The organism is Ureibacillus suwonensis (genome assembly GCF_042655065.1).
In the GTDB taxonomy this organism is placed as follows: domain Bacteria; phylum Bacillota; class Bacilli; order Bacillales_A; family Planococcaceae; genus Ureibacillus; species Ureibacillus suwonensis.
On record NZ_JBHSNQ010000048.1, the window covers coordinates 144,686 to 162,151 of the forward strand.

Here is a 17,466-nt window from a genome sequence, read left to right on the forward strand (position 1 = left end):
ACAACTCCATATGATCGTTTAGTTCAATATATTTTTAACCGGAGTTGTCTATTCAATCGAAATGGTTTTTCCGATATACTCAATGATCGGTGTTTTATTGGTGATGGTGACTTTTGTGACACTTGCCCCCTCAATTTCAAAATCCCAAATGTTCTTTATTGGCAACCGCAAAATCGGCAGAATCAGAGCCCGAATGGCGACACCATGGGAAACCGCCAATATTTTCCCTGAGTCGAAGGCATTCGCGCAGGATTCAAGAAAATCGCCCATCCGGTGGACGACCTGGTGAAAGCTTTCACCTGTATCAGGGATGTATTTTTCAGGGTGATGGAAGTAATGATTGTATCTTTCGAAATCATTTTTTTCAATGTCTGCCAACCGTTTCCCTTGCCAGCTGCCCAGATGGATTTCCAACAGCCTTGGATCTTTCACGATTGTCAAATAGTCCCCTACCAACAATTCAGCTGTTTGTATCGCTCTATTCGAGGTGCTGGAGAAAGCCGCAGCAAATCGAATGCCTTTTAATTGCTGTTTTAAATGGGTAATTTGTTTGATGCCATGTGGAGACAAGTTGGAATCCAGCCAGCCTTGCAGCCGACCTTCCTGATTCCACTCCGTTTCACCATGGCGAACGAAAAAAAGCTCGAGTTTATTTTCCATACCATTCATCCATTACTTGTTGAAATTTTTTCATCGCTTCTTCCCTTTTCACTCCGATTCGAAGCCATTTGCCATCCATGCCGATAAAATTTTCCGTATGTCTCAATACTATACCGTTGCGGAGACAATAAAAATAAAAATCCCTTGTCTCTTCCGGATCTGTCAGTTGGAAGCAGAGAAAATTCGTCACGCTGTTTGTCGTCTTACATTGGTGTTTCCGCAAAAAATGTTCGAGGTTTCTTTTGATGCTGGCATGTTTTGCAATACTCTCACGGCGGAAGTTTTCATCTTCAAGGCACATTTTCCCGATTTCAATGGCTAATGCGTTGACATGCCAATGGGGGAGTCGGCTTTCCAATTCTTCCACAAGTTCTTTTCGCCCAACTAAATACCCCAATCGGATGCCTGCGATTCCATACATTTTTGTCATCGATCTTAAAACCGTCAAATTGGGATACCGTCCGATAAGTGGTATGACGGATTCCGATTCTTCGGTCCAATCCATAAAAGCTTCATCGACCAGGATTTCACACCCTGTTTCTTCCCCGCAAATTAGAAGCTCTTCGATGGATTCCTTTGGGATAAGGGAGCCGGTCGGATTATTTGGATTACATAAATACAGGCAAGCCGCTTCTTCCATATGCTCTTTGATTTGTACAATCGGGAGCCGGTATGTTTCGATTTCTTGCACCACCAGTTCAATCAGTTCCGCTCCTTGGGCTTCCAACGTCATTTTATATTCAGAAAAAGTTGGATGGACGATTATCACTTTTCGATTGGAAAATCTGCCTGCAAAAAAGGTTAACAATTCCGCTGCGCCGTTTCCCAAAAGAAGGGTCTCCCGTTGAACATTTAATTTCTTTGCCAAAAGCGATCTTAACGGTTCCGCTTCCGGATGCGGATAAACAGAAATTTTGTTCAATAATTGGAACCATTGTTCTTTAATCATTGGCGGAAATCCGAAAGCATTCACATTCTCACTTAAATCATAAACCATTTCAGGCATCGGAATTTGAAAACGTTCGTACAGGGATTGGAAATTAGCTCCATGCGGTGGATATTGCAACGATGACACCCCCAATCAGGATTGTAAAAAGAATGGATGCAACAAACATCTGTTGAATGGCAGCTTTTATATGGTCGGATGCCAATGGGACATCTGGTGTTCCCATATAGGCGCGAAACGACGGCACCCCATGATAGGAGTTGTATCCTCCAAGACGGATGCCCAGCTGATAGCTTGTTGCCGCCTCCAAGTAACCGCTGTTTGGACTCGGATGTTTTTTTGCATCCTTCAGCCATAAACGCAACCGTTCTGCCAATGGGCGGTCGGTCTTCTTTTTTGTGAATAATAAAATAATGAGTCCTGTTATTCTGCTTGGAATAAAATTTGCCACATCATCGAGTCTCGCGCTGAATTTTCCGAACTCTTCATACTTTTCATTTTTATAGCCGATCATGGAATCCAATGTATTGATCGCTTTATACGTCCATAATCCCGTCGCGCCAAAGAGGCATGCATAAAATAACGGCGCTGTGACCCCGTCGCTCGTATTTTCCGAAACCGTTTCCACCACTCCGCGCACGATTTCCGGCTCATCCAGATGCTCCGTATCCCGGCCGACAATCCAGGATAATTTTTTCCGGGCTTCTTCAAGGTCACCTCGGGTTAAGGCCATATATACTTCCATTGCCGCTTCTTTTAAACTTTTTTGGGCAAGACCCATCCCTATCAATACTCCTTCAACAAGGATGCCAACCATCAAATGGATTTGATACGCAGCATAGACGATGAAAAAAGTCGTAATGGCTACAATGGCAACTACGAGAATTCCGGTCATGGCTCCTTTGAAAATTCGGTGGGATCCTTTATTCCATTTTGTTGTAAGGAATCCAATAAAAGAGCCAATCCACCGAACGGGATGGGGCATTTTTGGAGGATCTCCCAAAATCAAGTCCAACATTTGCCCAATAATGACTGCCAGGATGGTCATGTCAAGATTTTCCTTTCGTATACTTAAGATATTCATCAACGGCGATGGACAATGTTTCGTAAAGGCCTTTTCCAACAAGGGATCCCACTTTTGTAATGGAGCCTCCGTATTCATGAACTTCCCCTTTTTGGGTGGAGGTGATGCAAATGCTGTCTGTGGAAGTGCCAGTCGCAACCGTTCCGGTATTTTTATCGATAATCTTTTTTTCCGAAAGTACTTTGGTTTTTGTTTCCACCGCGCAACAAAGCGCCTGAATCAATGCTTCATCCGTTAAACAGCCGTTAATAAAAATAAAAATATTGATTGTGCCAATTGCCGGTTTATAGGAATACCGGTGGGAACGGGTAACATCAACCGCATTATTCAATCCTGCGGTTACCATCACAACGATGGACGTATCCCCATCTTTAAAAAAGCGCGAAAAAGCGAATTTCATATCGACCGCCGTCATCATGGCAACGGTCTTGTCCAAAGGAAACCCTTTGGATTGAAGAAATTGTTTCATTTCTTCATGGGCATCTGATGGAAAATAGGATTTATCAACGGTGCGATTGATAAAATATTGATAATTGCCGTAGCCGGCGTTGTGCATGGCCGAACTGAAGGTCCTCAAAGGTCCATCCGCTTCAATCGCAACATATTCTCCGTAATGTTTGATCGAATCCAATGTGATCATGATTTTCCCTCTTTTTCAAAAAACTCTATTAAGTAAGTTAACATAAATTTCTTGATTTATAAACAATCGGAATCGGCTGAAAAAAGGATGGATGGATCACTTTTTCTTAATTGATTCGTACCGATGCAATATTGCCGAGTTGAACAGTTTCAGCAAAGGAAATAAAAAAGCAGCTCAAATTGAACTGCTTTATTCAACATTAAAAGGATTTCAGTTTTTGAACCGCACTGCATACAGCATATTTGACGTGCTCGTACGTCAATCCTCCCTGCACATAGGCTGTATAAGGGGGACGGATGGGACCGTCTGCAGTAAGTTCGATGCTTGAGCCTTGGACAAAAGTGCCCGCCGCCATAATGACATCATCTTCATATCCAGGCATGTAGGATGGCACCGGTGCGTAATGGGCATTGATTGGGGAAGCGGCCTGAATTTCCTGGCAAAAGGCTATCATCTGCTCAGCCGTCTGGAAGGAAACGGATTGTATTAAATCGGTCCGGTATTCCGTATAGTGAGGGGTTGTTATCATTCCCACCTCTTCCAACATCGCAGAAGTGAAAATTGCACCTTTCAAACTTTGAGCAACTACATGGGGCGCCAAGAAAAATCCTTGATAAAAATCAATCAATGTATTTAATGAAGCACCCGCTTCCGCACCTATTCCGGGACTCGTCATCCGAAAGGCGCATTTTTCCACCAAATCGGCTTTTCCGGCAATATATCCTCCTGTTTTTGCAAGGCCTCCACCCGGATTTTTAATGAGGGAGCCTGCCATTAAATCCGCCCCAACTTCCGTCGGCTCAAGTTTTTCGACAAACTCTCCGTAGCAATTATCGACAAAGATGATGACGTCCTGCTTGATTTCCCGCACTTTCTCACACATTTCACGAATCTGTTCAATGGTAAAGGACGGTCTAGTGGCATAACCTTTCGAACGCTGGATGGCCACCAATTTTGTCTTTTCGTTGATGGCTTTCCGGACGCCTTCCCAATCGATTTCCCGATCGCCAATCAAATCGATATGGCGATAATGAATACCGAAATCTTTCAACGAACCCGTATCTTTTTCCCCCCCATCCACTATGGATTGAAGGGTGTCATAAGGTTTTCCGGTAATATAGATCAATTCATCCCCCGGACGAAGCACGCCGAATAAACTTAACGTAATGGCATGGGTCCCGGAGATAATTTGGCTGCGGACAAGTGCACTTTCCGCACCAAACACTTCCGCATATACGCGCTCCAAGGCATCTCTTCCCTCATCATCATAGCCATAGCCTGTGGATGGATTCAGGTGAAAGTCGCTCACTTGATGCTTTCTGAAGGCTGCCAATACCTTTTGCTGATTGAAAAAAGCCGTTTCATCCACCCTTTCATGGTATGGCTTTATTTTTTCCTCGATCTTTTTTGCAAGTTCTACAACTTCCGGTTTTAAGTTTGATACAAACATGATTGATACTCCTGTCTAATTGACTTACATAATTTATCCTATATCATCTTATCAGTTCATTGTAAGGAGTCAACTGGAATATTTAAGTTTCATCATTCCATCGGAACATGTTCAACTTACTTGCGGGGATACGAAAATAATTGCGGCTCCTCCAAAGATGCTTGAAATCCCCCGAAAAATAAAAAGGGGGAGCCCCTGAAGAACTCCACCTCCTCCCCTTATTTAAACTCCAATTCTCCGTCGTATTCGAGCATTCCGCCTTCAAGATTGATGACATTGTATCCATTTGCTTCCAAGAACTCACAGGCTTTTCCGCTTCGGTTTCCTGAACGGCAAACAATAATATATTCTTTTGATGGATCCAATTCCTCCATGCGTTCAGGGATGGAACCAAGCGGAATATGTACGGCTCCAGGAATCATCCCATTCGCCACTTCAAAATCTTCACGTACATCAATAATATTCAAGTCCTCATTGGCATCCAATAAATTGATCAATTCTTCCGTTGTCATTGTTTTCATTATAAAACCTCCAAAAACTTTCGTATGTCCCTAATTATAATCGACAATAGAAAAATCGGCGAGTATGAAAACTGCCGATTTTTCTCTGCAAATTGCCATGGAGTTCCATCAGCATGATGGTTTCTTTAAGCCAACGATCTTTGACCAGGTCCCCCGAAGATTCATGCCCATAACCCCATGGAATAGACTGCCATTTGCGCTTCAAATAACCATCCGATTATTGTTCTTCTGATTGAAGCTGAACATTTTTCGATGGTGAAAATGTTGAAATGGCATGTTTATAAATTAAATGCTGCTTGCCTTCCGATTCAATTAACACCGTAAAATTATCGTAAGATTTGATGGTTCCTTTTAATTGGAAACCATTTAATAAAAAGACTGTTACAAAAGTATTGCTTTTACGCAAATTGTTTAGGAAAGTATCTTGTAAGTTCATTGATTTCACACCGCACACCTCATCTATTTTTTTCTCTAGTGTAAATTATTCGATAACGATTTTTTATTTTCCTTCTTTATTATAAAAAAATTTAGACATTTTTATAATTTTTTCCCAATCATTTCCTATCCATTGTACATCCATTTTATTCCGGAAATACGTCAATTGCCGTTTCGCATAACGGCGGGAGTTTTGCTTGATTTGTTCCACCGCTTCTTCCAACGTGATACGGCCATCCAAATAGTCATACAATTCTTTGTAGCCAATGGCTTTCACGGCCTGTACATCGCGGATATTTCTTTCCCATAAACTTCGGACCTCATCAAGCAACCCCTGTTCCATCATGAAATCCACCCGCTCATTGATGCGTTTATACAATTCTTCCCTGTCAATGTTCATTCCGATAATGAGATGGTTGTACAACGGAATATTGCCCCGGTTCAGCTCTTCCGACTGTTTGGAGATTCCATGCAGTTCAATCAATTCCAATGCCCGGATGACGCGGCGCGTGTTATTTGGGTGAATGGACTTTGCGGTTTCAGGGTCCAAAGCGGCAAGTTTTTCGTGCATGGCTTTTGGGCCGATTCTCTCCAGTTCTTCATAATATTTCTTGCGCGCTTCTTCATCGACCTTTTCCTCAGTAAATTGAAAATCGTATAAAACCGCCTGGATATACAAACCTGTTCCGCCAACGATGATTGGCAATTTTCCTCTGCTTTGGATTTCTTCTATTTTATCTCTTACCAATCGTTGATATTCCGCAACAGAAAAACTTTCGGTCGGCTCCTTGAAGCTTAATAAATGGTGAGGGATTCCTTCCATTTCTTCTTCCCGGATTTTTGCGGTGCCGATATCCAGCCCTTTATAGACCTGCATCGAATCACCGTTGATGATTTCACCATCGAAAGCTTTTGCCATTTTAATGCTTAAAGCCGTTTTCCCTGAAGCGGTAGGACCAACGATGGCCACTACATCAATACATTTTTGTTCTTCCATTTTCTTAACCACCGTACTATGACTTCATATACCAGTTCTTTGTTTTGTTCATTTAAAATTTCATGGCGCATGCCTTCAAAAAGATACACCGCAACCTGTTGAAGGCCGGCTTTCGTCAACTCTTCAGCCACTTGGAAAACGCCTTTTCCGTTATTTCCCACGGGATCCGCACTGCCGCTGATGAAGAGGACCGGCAAATCTTTGCGGATTTTTTTATTTTCCTCTTTGCTATGGATTAATAGTAGCCCATCGGTTAAATCTTTGAAAAATTGATGGGTAGGGATGAATCCGCAATATGGATCTTCCACATAGGTTCTCACTTCTTTTACATCACTGCTCAACCAATCAAAGGGCGTAATGGCATTTTCAAATTGTTTGTTGAAGCTCGAGAAAGCCAATTCGTTCATCAACTTGCTTTCCTTTTCTTTCCCCTGAATGCGGGCAAGAGATTTGGCAAGCAGGTTTCCCATGTAATGCAAAGCAGTGGTTGATCCTGTTCCACAAAGGATGCACTGATGAACAAGGCTTGAATGGAGCTGGATGAATCTTCTGGCTATAAAAGATCCCATGCTGTGTCCAAATAAAATGCAATCCAACCCTTTGATCATGGTTTCATTCATGACTTCATATACATCTTGCACAACCCGCTCAAAACCATCTTCCTCACAAAAATAACCAAATTTTCCGCCCGCTTCTCCCGTTTTTCCGTGCCCGCGATGATCATGGACAATCACCCGGTACCCTTCCCGGCATAAAAATCGGGCAAATTCATCGTACCGTTCACCATACTCGCACATTCCATGAAGTATATAAAAATTCCCGATAGGCTGTCCTGCATCATAAATTCTTGCAAAAATTTGTTGTCCATCACTCATTTGTATCCAACGTGTCTCTTTCACCGCAATCCCCCTTCGCCTCTCGGATCATTTGATTTAACTGCATGGTATAAAAGGTTTTTTCCCTTTCAGAATAGCCAATCCTGTCGCTCATTATATCAATGACTGCATCTTTCGTTTTTTCCACCATTGCGATATCAAAATACATGAGGCCTGTTCTGCGGATGAAGAAATCAGCCGGTGTATAAGCCATTTCATCGTAAATGCTGTAAAGCAGTTGAGCGAATAACGCTTTTGGAAGTTTGTCTACTGGTTCTTCCTTGTCCAATAAATCAAACACCCGGTCAATATTTGTTCCATACATTTGGGCAAGCCCTTTCGCTTCTCCGAAATTCAACCCGAATTTGGCCCCTTCCATCGCCTTCTTGTTTACAAAATACTCAAAATTGGAGGAACGGAGCCCTTCAGCGCCGGACAAAGCCAATTGTTTCGTCATGCATTTTTTCGCATGACGGAAACGATGTTTTTTGACGATCAGATCAACAATCCGCTCTGCCATGATCCGATATCCGGTCAACTTTCCGCCCGCAATGGTCATCAACCCGCTTTTGGATGTCCAGATTTCATCTTTTCTGGAAATCTCGGACGGATTCTTTCCCTCTTCAAAAATGAGCGGACGGATTCCTGCCCAAGTGGATTCCACATCTTCTTCCTTAAGGGAAAGGGAAGGGAAAATTGAATGAAGGGCATTTAATAAATAGGCCACCTCTTCACTTTTCGCCACCGGATGAACCGGATCTTCTTCATAGAAGGTATCGGTTGTTCCGACATATACTTTATTCCCCCTTGGAATGGCAAAGACCATCCGCCCGTCGTCCGTATCGAAATAGATCGCTTGTTCCAAAGGAAGCACTGACTTGTCGAACACGATATGGATGCCTTTTGTCAGTTTCAAAGATTTTCTGCTTCTTCCATTGCGATTGTCTTTTTCTAAAATTACGTCGACCCAGGGCCCGGCGGCATTGACGATTTGAGTGGCATGTATTGTAATGGTTTCACCGGTAATTTCATCTCGGACTTTTGCTGCAACGATGCGGTTCCTGTCATAAACGAACCCTGTGACCTTGGCATAATTCAAGCAAAGGGCCTTATATTCCACCGCTTTTTTGATGACTTCAAGTGTCAATCTCGCATCATCGGTTTTATATTCCACATAAAATCCCGCGCCAAGCAATCCTTCTTCTCTCAAAAAAGGGGCAAGTTTCAAGGTTTCCTTTTTCGAAAGCATTTTCCTCCGTTCGGATTTCCGAACCTTTGCCAAAGAATCATAGAGTTTCAATCCTATCGAAGCGGAAAATCTTCCTAATGAGCCATTTTTATAGATGGGAAGCAGCATTTTCTCAGGAGTTGTAACATGGATGCTATTTTCATAGACGATTTCCCTCTCTCTTCCTACTTCCGCTACAAGGCGAAATTCCAACTGTTTCAAATAGCGCAAACCGCCATGAATCAGTTTCGTTGAACGGCTGGAAGTGCCTGCGGCGAAATCTTGCATATCGACCAACGCGACAGACAGGCCTCTCGAAGCCGCATCCAACGCAATACCGGCACCGGTGATGCCTCCGCCGATGACGAGCACGTCAAAAGAATAGGTGTTCATCAAGTGTATAAGTTTGGACCGATCTTGAAATGAAAACATCCGCTCACTCCTCTATCCAAATATGCCGCTTCCTTTTACATGACCCGCTTGAACATTTTTTCGATTTCATAAGTGGAAAAATGGATCATGACGGGACGTCCATGCGGGCATGTAAAGGGATTCTCCGCTTTTCTCAGGTCTTTGATGAGCGTCTCCATCTGCTCTTTTGTCAAATAATAATTCGCTTTGATGGAGCGTTTGCAGCTCATCATAATCGCCGCTTCCTCCCGCAGTTTTTTCACATCCGCTTTTTTCGTTTTCAATACTTGTTCGATCAATTCTTCAATGATTTCCTGCTCGAACCCTTTTGGGAACCAGGTAGGATGCTCCCTGACGACAAAGGAGGAAGGCCCAAATTCTTCAAGAAACACGCCCACTTCTTCCAACGCTTTCTTGTTTTCCTTTAAAATCAACGCTTCATCTTGCGTGTAGTGGAAGGTTAAAGGCAAGAGCAACGTTTGCCGCTCGTTCGGATCCACTTCTCCCACTTTTTCCCGGAAATATTCATATTTGATCCGCTCCTGGGCAGCATGTTGGTCAATCAGATAGAAGCCGTCTTCCATTTGCGCAATGATGTATGTTCCATGGATTTGACCCACCACTTCAAGGTCCGGGAATGGTTCTTTTATCTGCTGGAGGGATGTTTCATGTGTGGAATCTGTTGATTCTTCATGAAACTCAGTCAAAGGATCAGCATTTGTTACCGGCTGTTCATCATAAACATCTTTTGGCTCCGGCCATTCCTCAACAAATTCTGTTGGAGTAACAGCTTCATTTTCTGTAGCCGGGCTTTCATTCACTACCGCCGATCCACCTTTTAAACGCTCAACGATGTCATTAATTTTGGATTCATCAATCGTTGGCTGTTTCCAAATGTTTAATTGCTCATTTACAGGGCGGACAATTTTCTCTTTTTTTTGCGCCAACGGAACGTTCATATGTTCCCGGATTGCATTGCGGATCGTGTTTTCAATCAACGGCAGCAAATCTTCTTCTTTACTTAAACGAATCTGAAGCTTTGCAGGATGCACATTCACATCCGTCAAATAAGGGTCGCCTTCAATGTACAACACAACGATTGGGTATCGTTCAATCGGCAAAAAGGTATGGTACGCATCCACAATGGTTTTTTGGATGACGTAATGTTTCACCCATCTGCCATTGACGAAGATGGAAATATAGTTTTTCGATGCCCGGGTAATTTCAGGCAATGTTGCGTAACCGTATATCGTGTAGTCCTTCGATTCCCCACGGAAAGGAATCATTTTTCTTGCGTTTTGCATTCCATAAATGGCTGCCAGCACATGTTGGACATTCCCCCGGCCATTGGTTTGAAGGAGAACTCCCCCGTTGTGGACAAGCTTGAATGCAATATCGGGATACGCTAGGGCTAAACGGTTCATTAAATCAATGGAGTGTCCAAGTTCCGTTTGAATCGTTTTTAAATATTTCAGCCGTGCCGGTGTATTATAAAACAATTGGGAAACGGTAATTTCCGTCCCTTTTCTTAAAGGGCCCGGCTTTTTCGAGACAATCGTTCCCCCTTCCAGCTCCAGTTCGACTCCCGATTCCCCATCGGAAGTGACTAAACGCAATTTGGAAACGGCGGCGATGGAAGCCAGCGCTTCCCCCCGGAACCCGAGGGTGCGGATGCGAAACAAATCCTGTTCCTTTGAAATTTTCGATGTCGCGTGTCTGGCAAAGCAAAGCTCCGCATCTTCCTCATCCATGCCGCTTCCGTTGTCGATGACTTGAATGGAGGAAAGCCCCGCTTCTTCAAGGAACACTTCAATGGATGTACTGCCGGCATCGATGGCGTTTTCCACAAGTTCTTTCACGACGGAAGATGGCCTTTCCACCACTTCTCCTGCCGCAATTTTATTGGAAAGCCACTCATCCATAAGCCGAATTTTTCCCATCGGTATCCCTCCTTATTACTTTAATGATTGCTGCAATTTGTAAAGAAGATTCATTGCATCTATTGGCGTCATCGATACGATATCCGCTTTTTGCAATTCTTGTATGACTTCCTGTTCATGCGATTTTAACGTATTTTTCTTCTGTTTCGGTTCTTCCTCTTCGAATAAGGACAATTGGAAAATCTCTTCTTCCTTTTGGGATTTCAAGTGGTCCACTTGCTGGGATTCAAACTGCTCGAGCAGCGTTTGCGCCCGATCAATGATCTCCTGCGGCATGTTTGCCAGTTTCGCCACATGTACACCGTAGCTTTTGTCCGCCGCCCCTTTTTTCACTTTATGCAAGAACACGACATTGCCATTTTTCTCCACCGCACTCACATGCACATTCTGCAATCGTTCGAGCTGGTCCTCCAAGGCGGTGAGTTCATGGTAGTGCGTGGAGAATAGGGTGTTGGCCCCAATATGATTGTGGATATATTCCATCATTGCCTGGGCAAGGGCCATGCCATCGTAAGTGGATGTACCGCGCCCAATCTCATCAAATAATAATAAGCTTTTTTCCGTTGCGTTTGTTATGGCATTTTGGCTTTCAAGCATTTCCACCATGAAAGTGGATTGCCCACTGGCCAAATCGTCCGCAGCACCTATGCGGGTAAAGATTTGATCCGTGATAGGCAGGTCGGCTTCATCGCAAGGTACGTAACAGCCCATTTGCGCCATAATGACAATCAACGCCACTTGCCGCATATACGTACTTTTCCCGGACATATTCGGTCCGGTAATCAGCATCATATTTTTCTCTTCGGTTAAAACGCAATCGTTTGGCACATACGCTTGTTTATTCAACATTTTTTCAACGACGGGATGTCTACCGCCAATGATTTTTAAGCCCTTTCCGTCGTGGAATGCAGGTTTCGTGAATTGATATTTTTCGGAAACTGCCGCAAAGCTTAAGAACACATCCAATTCGCTGATGAGTGAAGCGAGTTGCTGCACCCGTGGAATGTATTCTTTCAGCTGTTCCCTCAACTCCACAAAGAGTTCATATTCAAGGGCCAAACTTTGTTCTTCCGCATGTAAAATTTGCGTTTCTTTCTCTTTCAGTTCTTCCGTGATGAAGCGCTCTGCATTGGCAAGGGTCTGTTTTCTGTAATAGCGGTCCGGATCGATATTGGCAAGATTCGATTTCGTTACCTCAATGTAATAGCCAAACACCCGATTAAAGCCGATTTTCAAATTCTTTATGCCCGTTCTTTCCCGTTCCTTTTGTTCCAGCTGCGCAATCCAATCTTTTCCGTTTCGCGCAATATAGCGAAGCTCGTCCAATTCTTTATTGTAGCCTTCCCGGATGACATCCCCTTCTTTGATGGCCACAGGCGGGTGATCGGTAATGGCCTTTGAAAGCAGTTCTTCTATGTCACAACATGCATCCATTTTATTCGCAAGGTTTATAAGCGTCTCTTTGCCGCTTTCCAAGAGTTTCTCTTTAATTTCCGGCACTTGTCTCAAAGATTCGCGGAGCTGGGCCAAATCCCTGCCCCCTGCATTTCCAAATGCCACCCGGCCGGCAAGACGCTCCAGGTCGTAAACATTTCTCAACAGCTCTCTCAATTCATCCCGCAGAAAAAATTCATCGATCAAATCCGAAACGATGCTCAATCTTTCTTCAATTTGCATGCGGTTTGCAAGGGGTTGATGAAGCCATTGTTTCAGCTTTCTTCCCCCCATGGCTGTCACGGTTTCATCCAAAATCCATAAAAGCGTTCCCTTCTGATCCTTTCCACGAATCGATTGAAGCAATTCCAAGTTCCGTTTTGAATTGGCATCAATTTGCAAATATTGTTTGGATTCGGTATATGTAAAAGGCTGGATATGGGATAAGGAGCGCATTTGTGTCCGTTCAATATACTGAAGCAAATATTTTGCAACCCCATAACAGTTTTTTGGAAGATGGATCAAATATTGGGCCGCTTTTTCTTCATCCATTTCATCATTTTCTATGGAAAGCACAATGCCGAGATTCGTTGCCTGTTCCTGGAGAAGCAGCTTTAACTCTTCCGTCACGACCAGTTCCCGAATATTGTATGCTTGGAGTTGTTGGAAAAGCCCTTTTACTCCCCCTTCGATGATGAAGGAATTCCCTTCCCCGGTGGACACATCCAAATAAGCAAAGGCAAATTCATTCTCGGTCAACCGCTCGGCACAGCCGATGAAGATGTTCGATTTGTTGTCGATGGTTTTGCCTTCCACCAGCGTTCCCGGCGTAATGACTTGGATCACTTCCCGCTTTACAACGCCTTTTGCCTGTCTCGGGTCTTCCACTTGCTCACAAATGGCCACTTTATACCCTTTTGATACCAACGTTTCGATATAACTTTGGGCTGAGTGGTATGGAACGCCGCACATCGGCACCCGTTCATCTCCGCCTGCATCCCGGCCCGTTAATGTGATTTCAAGTATTTGTGATGCTTTGATGGCATCATCAAAAAACATTTCATAAAAGTCGCCTAGCCGAAAAAAAAGAAAGGCGTCTTCATATTCCGATTTAATGGTTAAATATTGTTGCATCATTGGTGTATATGTAGTCATGATATTCCCTCACTTAAAATTCTCTAACATATTATAACATGACGAAAAATGTTGCGATAACCTTGGAGAAACGCTTTTTCCAAACATTAGGAGCACCATCTTATTCTATTTTTGATGGTGCTCTCAATGAAGATTATTGAAATGATGAGGAATCGCTGTCTCTTGACTCTTTGTAATCAAATTCGGATGAGCTTGAAGAAGATGAAGAGCTGGATGATTCATCTTCATCATCGTCGCCAAAATGCCATTCTTCTTCAAATTCGATTGGATGAACGGATACAACGATTTTTGTTTCCCCAATGACTTCCACTAAAAATTCACGTTCAATCACAATGTTGAAACTGTCACCTTTTTGATTGATAATCGCTTCAATGCAGTTTGGCTGTTGCAACACTTTTACGTGTACCTCATTGGAATCGATGATCTCTTCATCGCGGTAATGTAATTTGATTCTGTCTTTATAATGAATCGTTTCTGTATATACAGCCGTTTTGGAATGGTTATTGTAAGCATACCATACGTTCACATCGTATTTGCCAGAAACCTCTACATATTTTCCAACTTTTTTTGCGGAGTAGTGGTGGTTAATGACCCAGCATCCCAAAATGCTTGTTGGCGTGTTAGGTGGACGTAGAGTTTCACTCGATTCCGTACGCTTTTTCCCCTTCGCGATGACCGCTTTTGTCACGATTTGACGCAAACGTTTCACACATTTTCCTCCTTTACATCTCGTCGAACTATTGTATGCGGCAAATGCCCAATTGGTGAAATTTCATGTTGAATTTCAAGGAAAAATGTAATATCCGGTCGTTCCCTGGAACAAAGATTTTCATTAGTGCATTAGCCTAACAAACATATAGTATTAAGGGAGGCCGATATGTGTTCCAGTTTGCGTTGAATTTTCCGGGGAAAAGAAAAAGCTACAGGAAAATCATGCTTGATTTTCCTCGTAGCTTTCATTAAGAGCAGCTGCCAGGGCTGGAGTATTTCACTTTTGATCCTGTTTCGCCTGTCAGCAAATTGCCGCCTGTTGATTCGATGATATCGTTCGTCACCGTCGTCGCGATGGCATTGGATACCAATTGCAGCAAATCGTTCACTTCCAACTGGGATTGTTTGAATTGCTGCACAACCGGGATTTCATCGATTTCTTTTTCGATTTCTTCGATTTTTTTCTCAACCAATTTTAACGCCTTTTCCTTCCCTAAATGTTGGAAGTTCACCGCCTGCTTTTGAAGGGATTTCAAGCTGGCAAGTTTTTCACGGACAACTTGGTTTTCATTGATTTGTGCTTCCGCTTTTTTGAAAAACTCCACTTCTTCTGTTTGGGCAATCATGTGGGCAATTTCTTTTGCTTTTTCAACGATTTCATCTTTTGTATAAAGTTTAGTTGACATTATACATTCACCTCATCCCGTTTTACTACTTCCACGAATTCACCGCGGAGTGAGTAGGAACTTGCTTTCGTGATTTTCACTTTCACCAACTGGCCAATCAATTCTTTTGGCCCTTCGAAGTTGACCAATTTATTTCTGCGTGTATAGCCAGCCAATACATCACTGCGTTTTTTGCTTTCACCTTCAACAAGCACTTCAACAATTTGGTTTTCGTATTTTTTCAATGCGGCTCTGGAGAATTCCTCCACAACCTGATTCAATCGATATAAGCGGTCTTTTTTCACTTCCAATGGAACATTGTCTTTCATTTTTGCAGCCGGTGTTCCTTCACGAGGTGAATAAATGTAAGTGAACGCTGATTCAAATCCTACTTCACGATATAAATCAAGCGTTTCCTGGAATTGCTCTTCCGTTTCATTCGGATAGCCGACAATGATATCTGTCGTCAACGCCACATTTGGAATGGCGGCTTTGATTTTCCGGACAAGCTCCAAGAATTGTTCTCTCGTATATTTACGGGCCATGATTTTCAAAATTTCATTGGAACCTGATTGAACAGGCAAGTGGATGTGTTCCACCAGGTTTCCACCTTTCGCCAACACTTCGATCAAATGATCGTCGAAGTCGCGAGGGTGGCTCGTTGTGAAACGGATGCGCGGAATATCAATTTTACGCAATTCATCCATTAAATCGCCGAGACGATAGTTGATATCCGTGAAATCTTTGCCATAAGCATTCACGTTTTGGCCAAGAAGCATGATTTCTTTATACCCTTGTGCCGCAAGTTCCCTTACTTCCTGGATGATTTCATCCGGTCTTCTGCTGCGCTCTTTTCCGCGAGTATATGGAACGATGCAGTATGTGCAGAATTTATCGCAACCGTACATAATGTTTACCCAAGCTTTGATGGAACCTTGGCGGGCTTTTGGAAGGTTTTCAATAACGTCCCCTTCTTTGGACCAAACTTCAATCACCATTTCTTTGGACATATAGGCTTCTTTTAAAATGTATGGCAAACGGTGGATGTTATGGGTACCGAACACCATGTCCACATGTTGATATTGCGTCAAAATTTTATTGACAACGGATTCTTCCTGGGACATGCATCCGCATACGCCAAGAAGCATATCCGGTCTTTCACGCTTGTATTTCGCCAAAAGTCCCAGTTCACCAAATACTTTGTTTTCCGCATTTTCACGAATGGCGCATGTATTTAATAGAACGACATCCGCATCCTCTACAGTATCTGTCGGCTCATAGCCAAGTTGAATGAAAATGCCGGCCATGACTTCCGAATCGTGCTCATTCATTTGGCAACCGTAAGTGCGGATATAGAATTTGCGGCCATCCCCCATTCCCCGGAATTCTTCGGGAATTTTAAAATCTTTATAATATTTCACTTCTTCTTTTCCGCGTTTTTTCGCATCTTTCAAAGAAGGAGCGGTAATTACCCGTTCAAAATATTTGCTATAGTCTTTTTCCGTTTTTTGCGGTTTAGGCTGTGTTGTCTGATTATTCGCTAGACGTTGTTCTTCGTTCATTGATTATGAATGACTCCTTTCTACCGGATTCATAGAGGAATCCCATTTTAATATTATAACGAATAGTTCTATATCAGGACAATAAGAACCATACAATTATGCTCTTTTTGACATATTTATTGTTCTTTCAAAAACTGTTCATATTGCTCCTGATCCCTTTCTTTTAAAATGGTCAAAAAGGTTAAGCAATTTTGAACGGCCGCATGCCAATTCATTTCATAACGCAGTTCAAATTGATGTTTTGACATCTTTAACACCGCAGTAAAAAGCTCTGTCGGTTCAATCTTTTTTTCCTTTGAATACGCCAAAAAGGCGAGAAAATTTTTGTGATCTTCCACAGTCAATTTTTTTTCATCTATCAGCTTATCAATTTGTTCCCGATTTTGAAAAGAATTTGCTTTTTGAAACAGCTTGGCAATTTGTTCCTCTTGTTTTTTCTTTTTGAAGGAGAAGAAATCAATGACATTATTCAATGGAAAGACCCCGATTTCGTTCGATTCATTTTGCGTCCTTATCTTCCATATTACCCTCTTTGGAGAATAAATTCGAATAAAAAAATGTGGAAGAATTATGTGATCAAATAATTTATATCTTTCAAAAAATCGCTCATAAGCATTATTTTACATGATGTTTTTTTATTATCAAAAGCAAATGATTAACATTTGTTTTCCAGGAAAATTTCTTAATAAAAACAATGAAGTACCATCCACAAAAAACTGCAACAGCAGTTCTTCTGTTTGGATGGTACTTAA

At 42.6% G+C, this 17,466-nt stretch carries 16 protein-coding genes; all 16 read right to left on the minus strand.

Translation table 11 applies throughout. The annotated features are described in order from the left end of the window. Positions 1-48 precede the first annotated feature (48 nt). The 16 genes from ACFPOH_RS05110 to ACFPOH_RS05185 all read right to left on the minus strand — a co-directional run bounded on the left by ACFPOH_RS05110 (position 49) and on the right by ACFPOH_RS05185 (position 17,187). Positions 49-660, minus strand: a complete 612-nt coding sequence (locus ACFPOH_RS05110; protein ID WP_342469775.1) for a histidine phosphatase family protein — start codon at positions 658-660, stop codon at positions 49-51. Next, entirely contained in the window at positions 650-1,726 is a 1,077-nt protein-coding gene (locus tag ACFPOH_RS05115) for a pyridoxal phosphate-dependent aminotransferase (protein ID WP_390308976.1), read from the minus strand. Before ACFPOH_RS05115 ends, ACFPOH_RS05110 begins: the two co-directional genes overlap by 11 nt. Beyond that, on the minus strand, positions 1,701-2,654 hold the full coding sequence (gene cbiB / locus ACFPOH_RS05120; RefSeq protein WP_342469777.1) for an adenosylcobinamide-phosphate synthase CbiB: 954 nt from the start codon (positions 2,652-2,654) through the stop codon (positions 1,701-1,703). Before cbiB ends, ACFPOH_RS05115 begins: the two co-directional genes overlap by 26 nt. Position 2,655: 1 nt before the next feature. Beyond that, a complete protein-coding gene (locus ACFPOH_RS05125) occupies positions 2,656-3,330 on the minus strand; it encodes an adenosylcobinamide amidohydrolase (RefSeq protein WP_390308977.1) in 675 nt (224 codons plus the stop codon). A gap of 199 nt (positions 3,331-3,529) precedes the next feature. Beyond that, entirely contained in the window at positions 3,530-4,783 is a 1,254-nt protein-coding gene (locus tag ACFPOH_RS05130; protein WP_390309074.1) for a methionine gamma-lyase family protein, read from the minus strand. Positions 4,784-4,998: 215 nt separating this feature from the next. Further along, entirely contained in the window at positions 4,999-5,301 is a 303-nt protein-coding gene (locus ACFPOH_RS05135; protein WP_342469780.1) for a rhodanese-like domain-containing protein, read from the minus strand. Positions 5,302-5,518: 217 nt separating this feature from the next. After that, entirely contained in the window at positions 5,519-5,746 is a 228-nt protein-coding gene (gene hfq / locus ACFPOH_RS05140; protein WP_342581204.1) for an RNA chaperone Hfq, read from the minus strand. A gap of 54 nt (positions 5,747-5,800) precedes the next feature. Further along, the gene (gene miaA / locus ACFPOH_RS05145) at positions 5,801-6,733 is read right to left on the minus strand and encodes a tRNA (adenosine(37)-N6)-dimethylallyltransferase MiaA (protein WP_342581203.1); all 933 of its coding nucleotides are present in this window, start codon (positions 6,731-6,733) and stop codon (positions 5,801-5,803) included. Continuing rightward, positions 6,706-7,632 carry an alpha/beta fold hydrolase gene (locus ACFPOH_RS05150; protein ID WP_342469783.1) on the minus strand — a complete coding sequence of 309 codons (927 nt, stop codon included), beginning with the start codon at positions 7,630-7,632 and terminating at the stop codon, positions 6,706-6,708. Before ACFPOH_RS05150 ends, miaA begins: the two co-directional genes overlap by 28 nt. Further along, a complete protein-coding gene (locus tag ACFPOH_RS05155) occupies positions 7,601-9,268 on the minus strand; it encodes a glycerol-3-phosphate dehydrogenase/oxidase (protein ID WP_390308978.1) in 1,668 nt (555 codons plus the stop codon). The genes ACFPOH_RS05150 and ACFPOH_RS05155 overlap by 32 nt, the downstream gene beginning before the upstream one ends. Before the next feature lie 35 nt (positions 9,269-9,303). After that, entirely contained in the window at positions 9,304-11,187 is a 1,884-nt protein-coding gene (gene mutL / locus ACFPOH_RS05160; protein ID WP_390308979.1) for a DNA mismatch repair endonuclease MutL, read from the minus strand. A 15-nt stretch (positions 11,188-11,202) separates the two neighbouring features. Next, the gene (gene mutS, locus ACFPOH_RS05165; RefSeq protein ID WP_390308980.1) at positions 11,203-13,776 is read right to left on the minus strand and encodes a DNA mismatch repair protein MutS; all 2,574 of its coding nucleotides are present in this window, start codon (positions 13,774-13,776) and stop codon (positions 11,203-11,205) included. A 133-nt stretch (positions 13,777-13,909) separates the two neighbouring features. Further along, positions 13,910-14,485: an outer spore coat protein CotE gene (gene cotE / locus ACFPOH_RS05170; protein ID WP_342469787.1), complete on the minus strand. Its 576-nt coding sequence runs from the start codon at positions 14,483-14,485 to the stop codon at positions 13,910-13,912. Between the two features lie 250 nt (positions 14,486-14,735). Beyond that, entirely contained in the window at positions 14,736-15,173 is a 438-nt protein-coding gene (locus tag ACFPOH_RS05175) for a YlbF/YmcA family competence regulator (protein ID WP_342469788.1), read from the minus strand. Beyond that, a complete protein-coding gene (gene miaB / locus ACFPOH_RS05180; protein WP_342469789.1) occupies positions 15,173-16,714 on the minus strand; it encodes a tRNA (N6-isopentenyl adenosine(37)-C2)-methylthiotransferase MiaB in 1,542 nt (513 codons plus the stop codon). Before miaB ends, ACFPOH_RS05175 begins: the two co-directional genes overlap by 1 nt. A gap of 116 nt (positions 16,715-16,830) precedes the next feature. After that, positions 16,831-17,187, minus strand: coding sequence for a hypothetical protein (locus tag ACFPOH_RS05185; protein ID WP_342469790.1), 357 nt, complete (start codon positions 17,185-17,187; stop codon positions 16,831-16,833). Positions 17,188-17,466 lie beyond the last annotated feature (279 nt).

What these genes read in the sequence shown, in the direction of transcription:
- miaA (WP_342581203.1), bottom strand. Translation starts at nt 6,733, where the DNA reads ATGGAAGAACAAAAATGTATTGATGTAGTGGCCATCGTTGGTCCTACC.
- ACFPOH_RS05175 (WP_342469788.1), bottom strand. Translation starts at nt 15,173, where the DNA reads ATGTCAACTAAACTTTATACAAAAGATGAAATCGTTGAAAAAGCAAAA.
- mutL (WP_390308979.1), bottom strand. Translation starts at nt 11,187, where the DNA reads ATGGGAAAAATTCGGCTTATGGATGAGTGGCTTTCCAATAAAATTGCG.
- ACFPOH_RS05135 (WP_342469780.1), bottom strand. Translation starts at nt 5,301, where the DNA reads ATGAAAACAATGACAACGGAAGAATTGATCAATTTATTGGATGCCAAT.
- ACFPOH_RS05155 (WP_390308978.1), bottom strand. Translation starts at nt 9,268, where the DNA reads ATGTTTTCATTTCAAGATCGGTCCAAACTTATACACTTGATGAACACC.
- cbiB (WP_342469777.1), bottom strand. Translation starts at nt 2,654, where the DNA reads ATGACCATCCTGGCAGTCATTATTGGGCAAATGTTGGACTTGATTTTG.
- ACFPOH_RS05110 (WP_342469775.1), bottom strand. Translation starts at nt 660, where the DNA reads ATGGAAAATAAACTCGAGCTTTTTTTCGTTCGCCATGGTGAAACGGAG.
- miaB (WP_342469789.1), bottom strand. Translation starts at nt 16,714, where the DNA reads ATGAACGAAGAACAACGTCTAGCGAATAATCAGACAACACAGCCTAAA.
- mutS (WP_390308980.1), bottom strand. Translation starts at nt 13,776, where the DNA reads ATGACTACATATACACCAATGATGCAACAATATTTAACCATTAAATCG.
- ACFPOH_RS05125 (WP_390308977.1), bottom strand. Translation starts at nt 3,330, where the DNA reads ATGATCACATTGGATTCGATCAAACATTACGGAGAATATGTTGCGATT.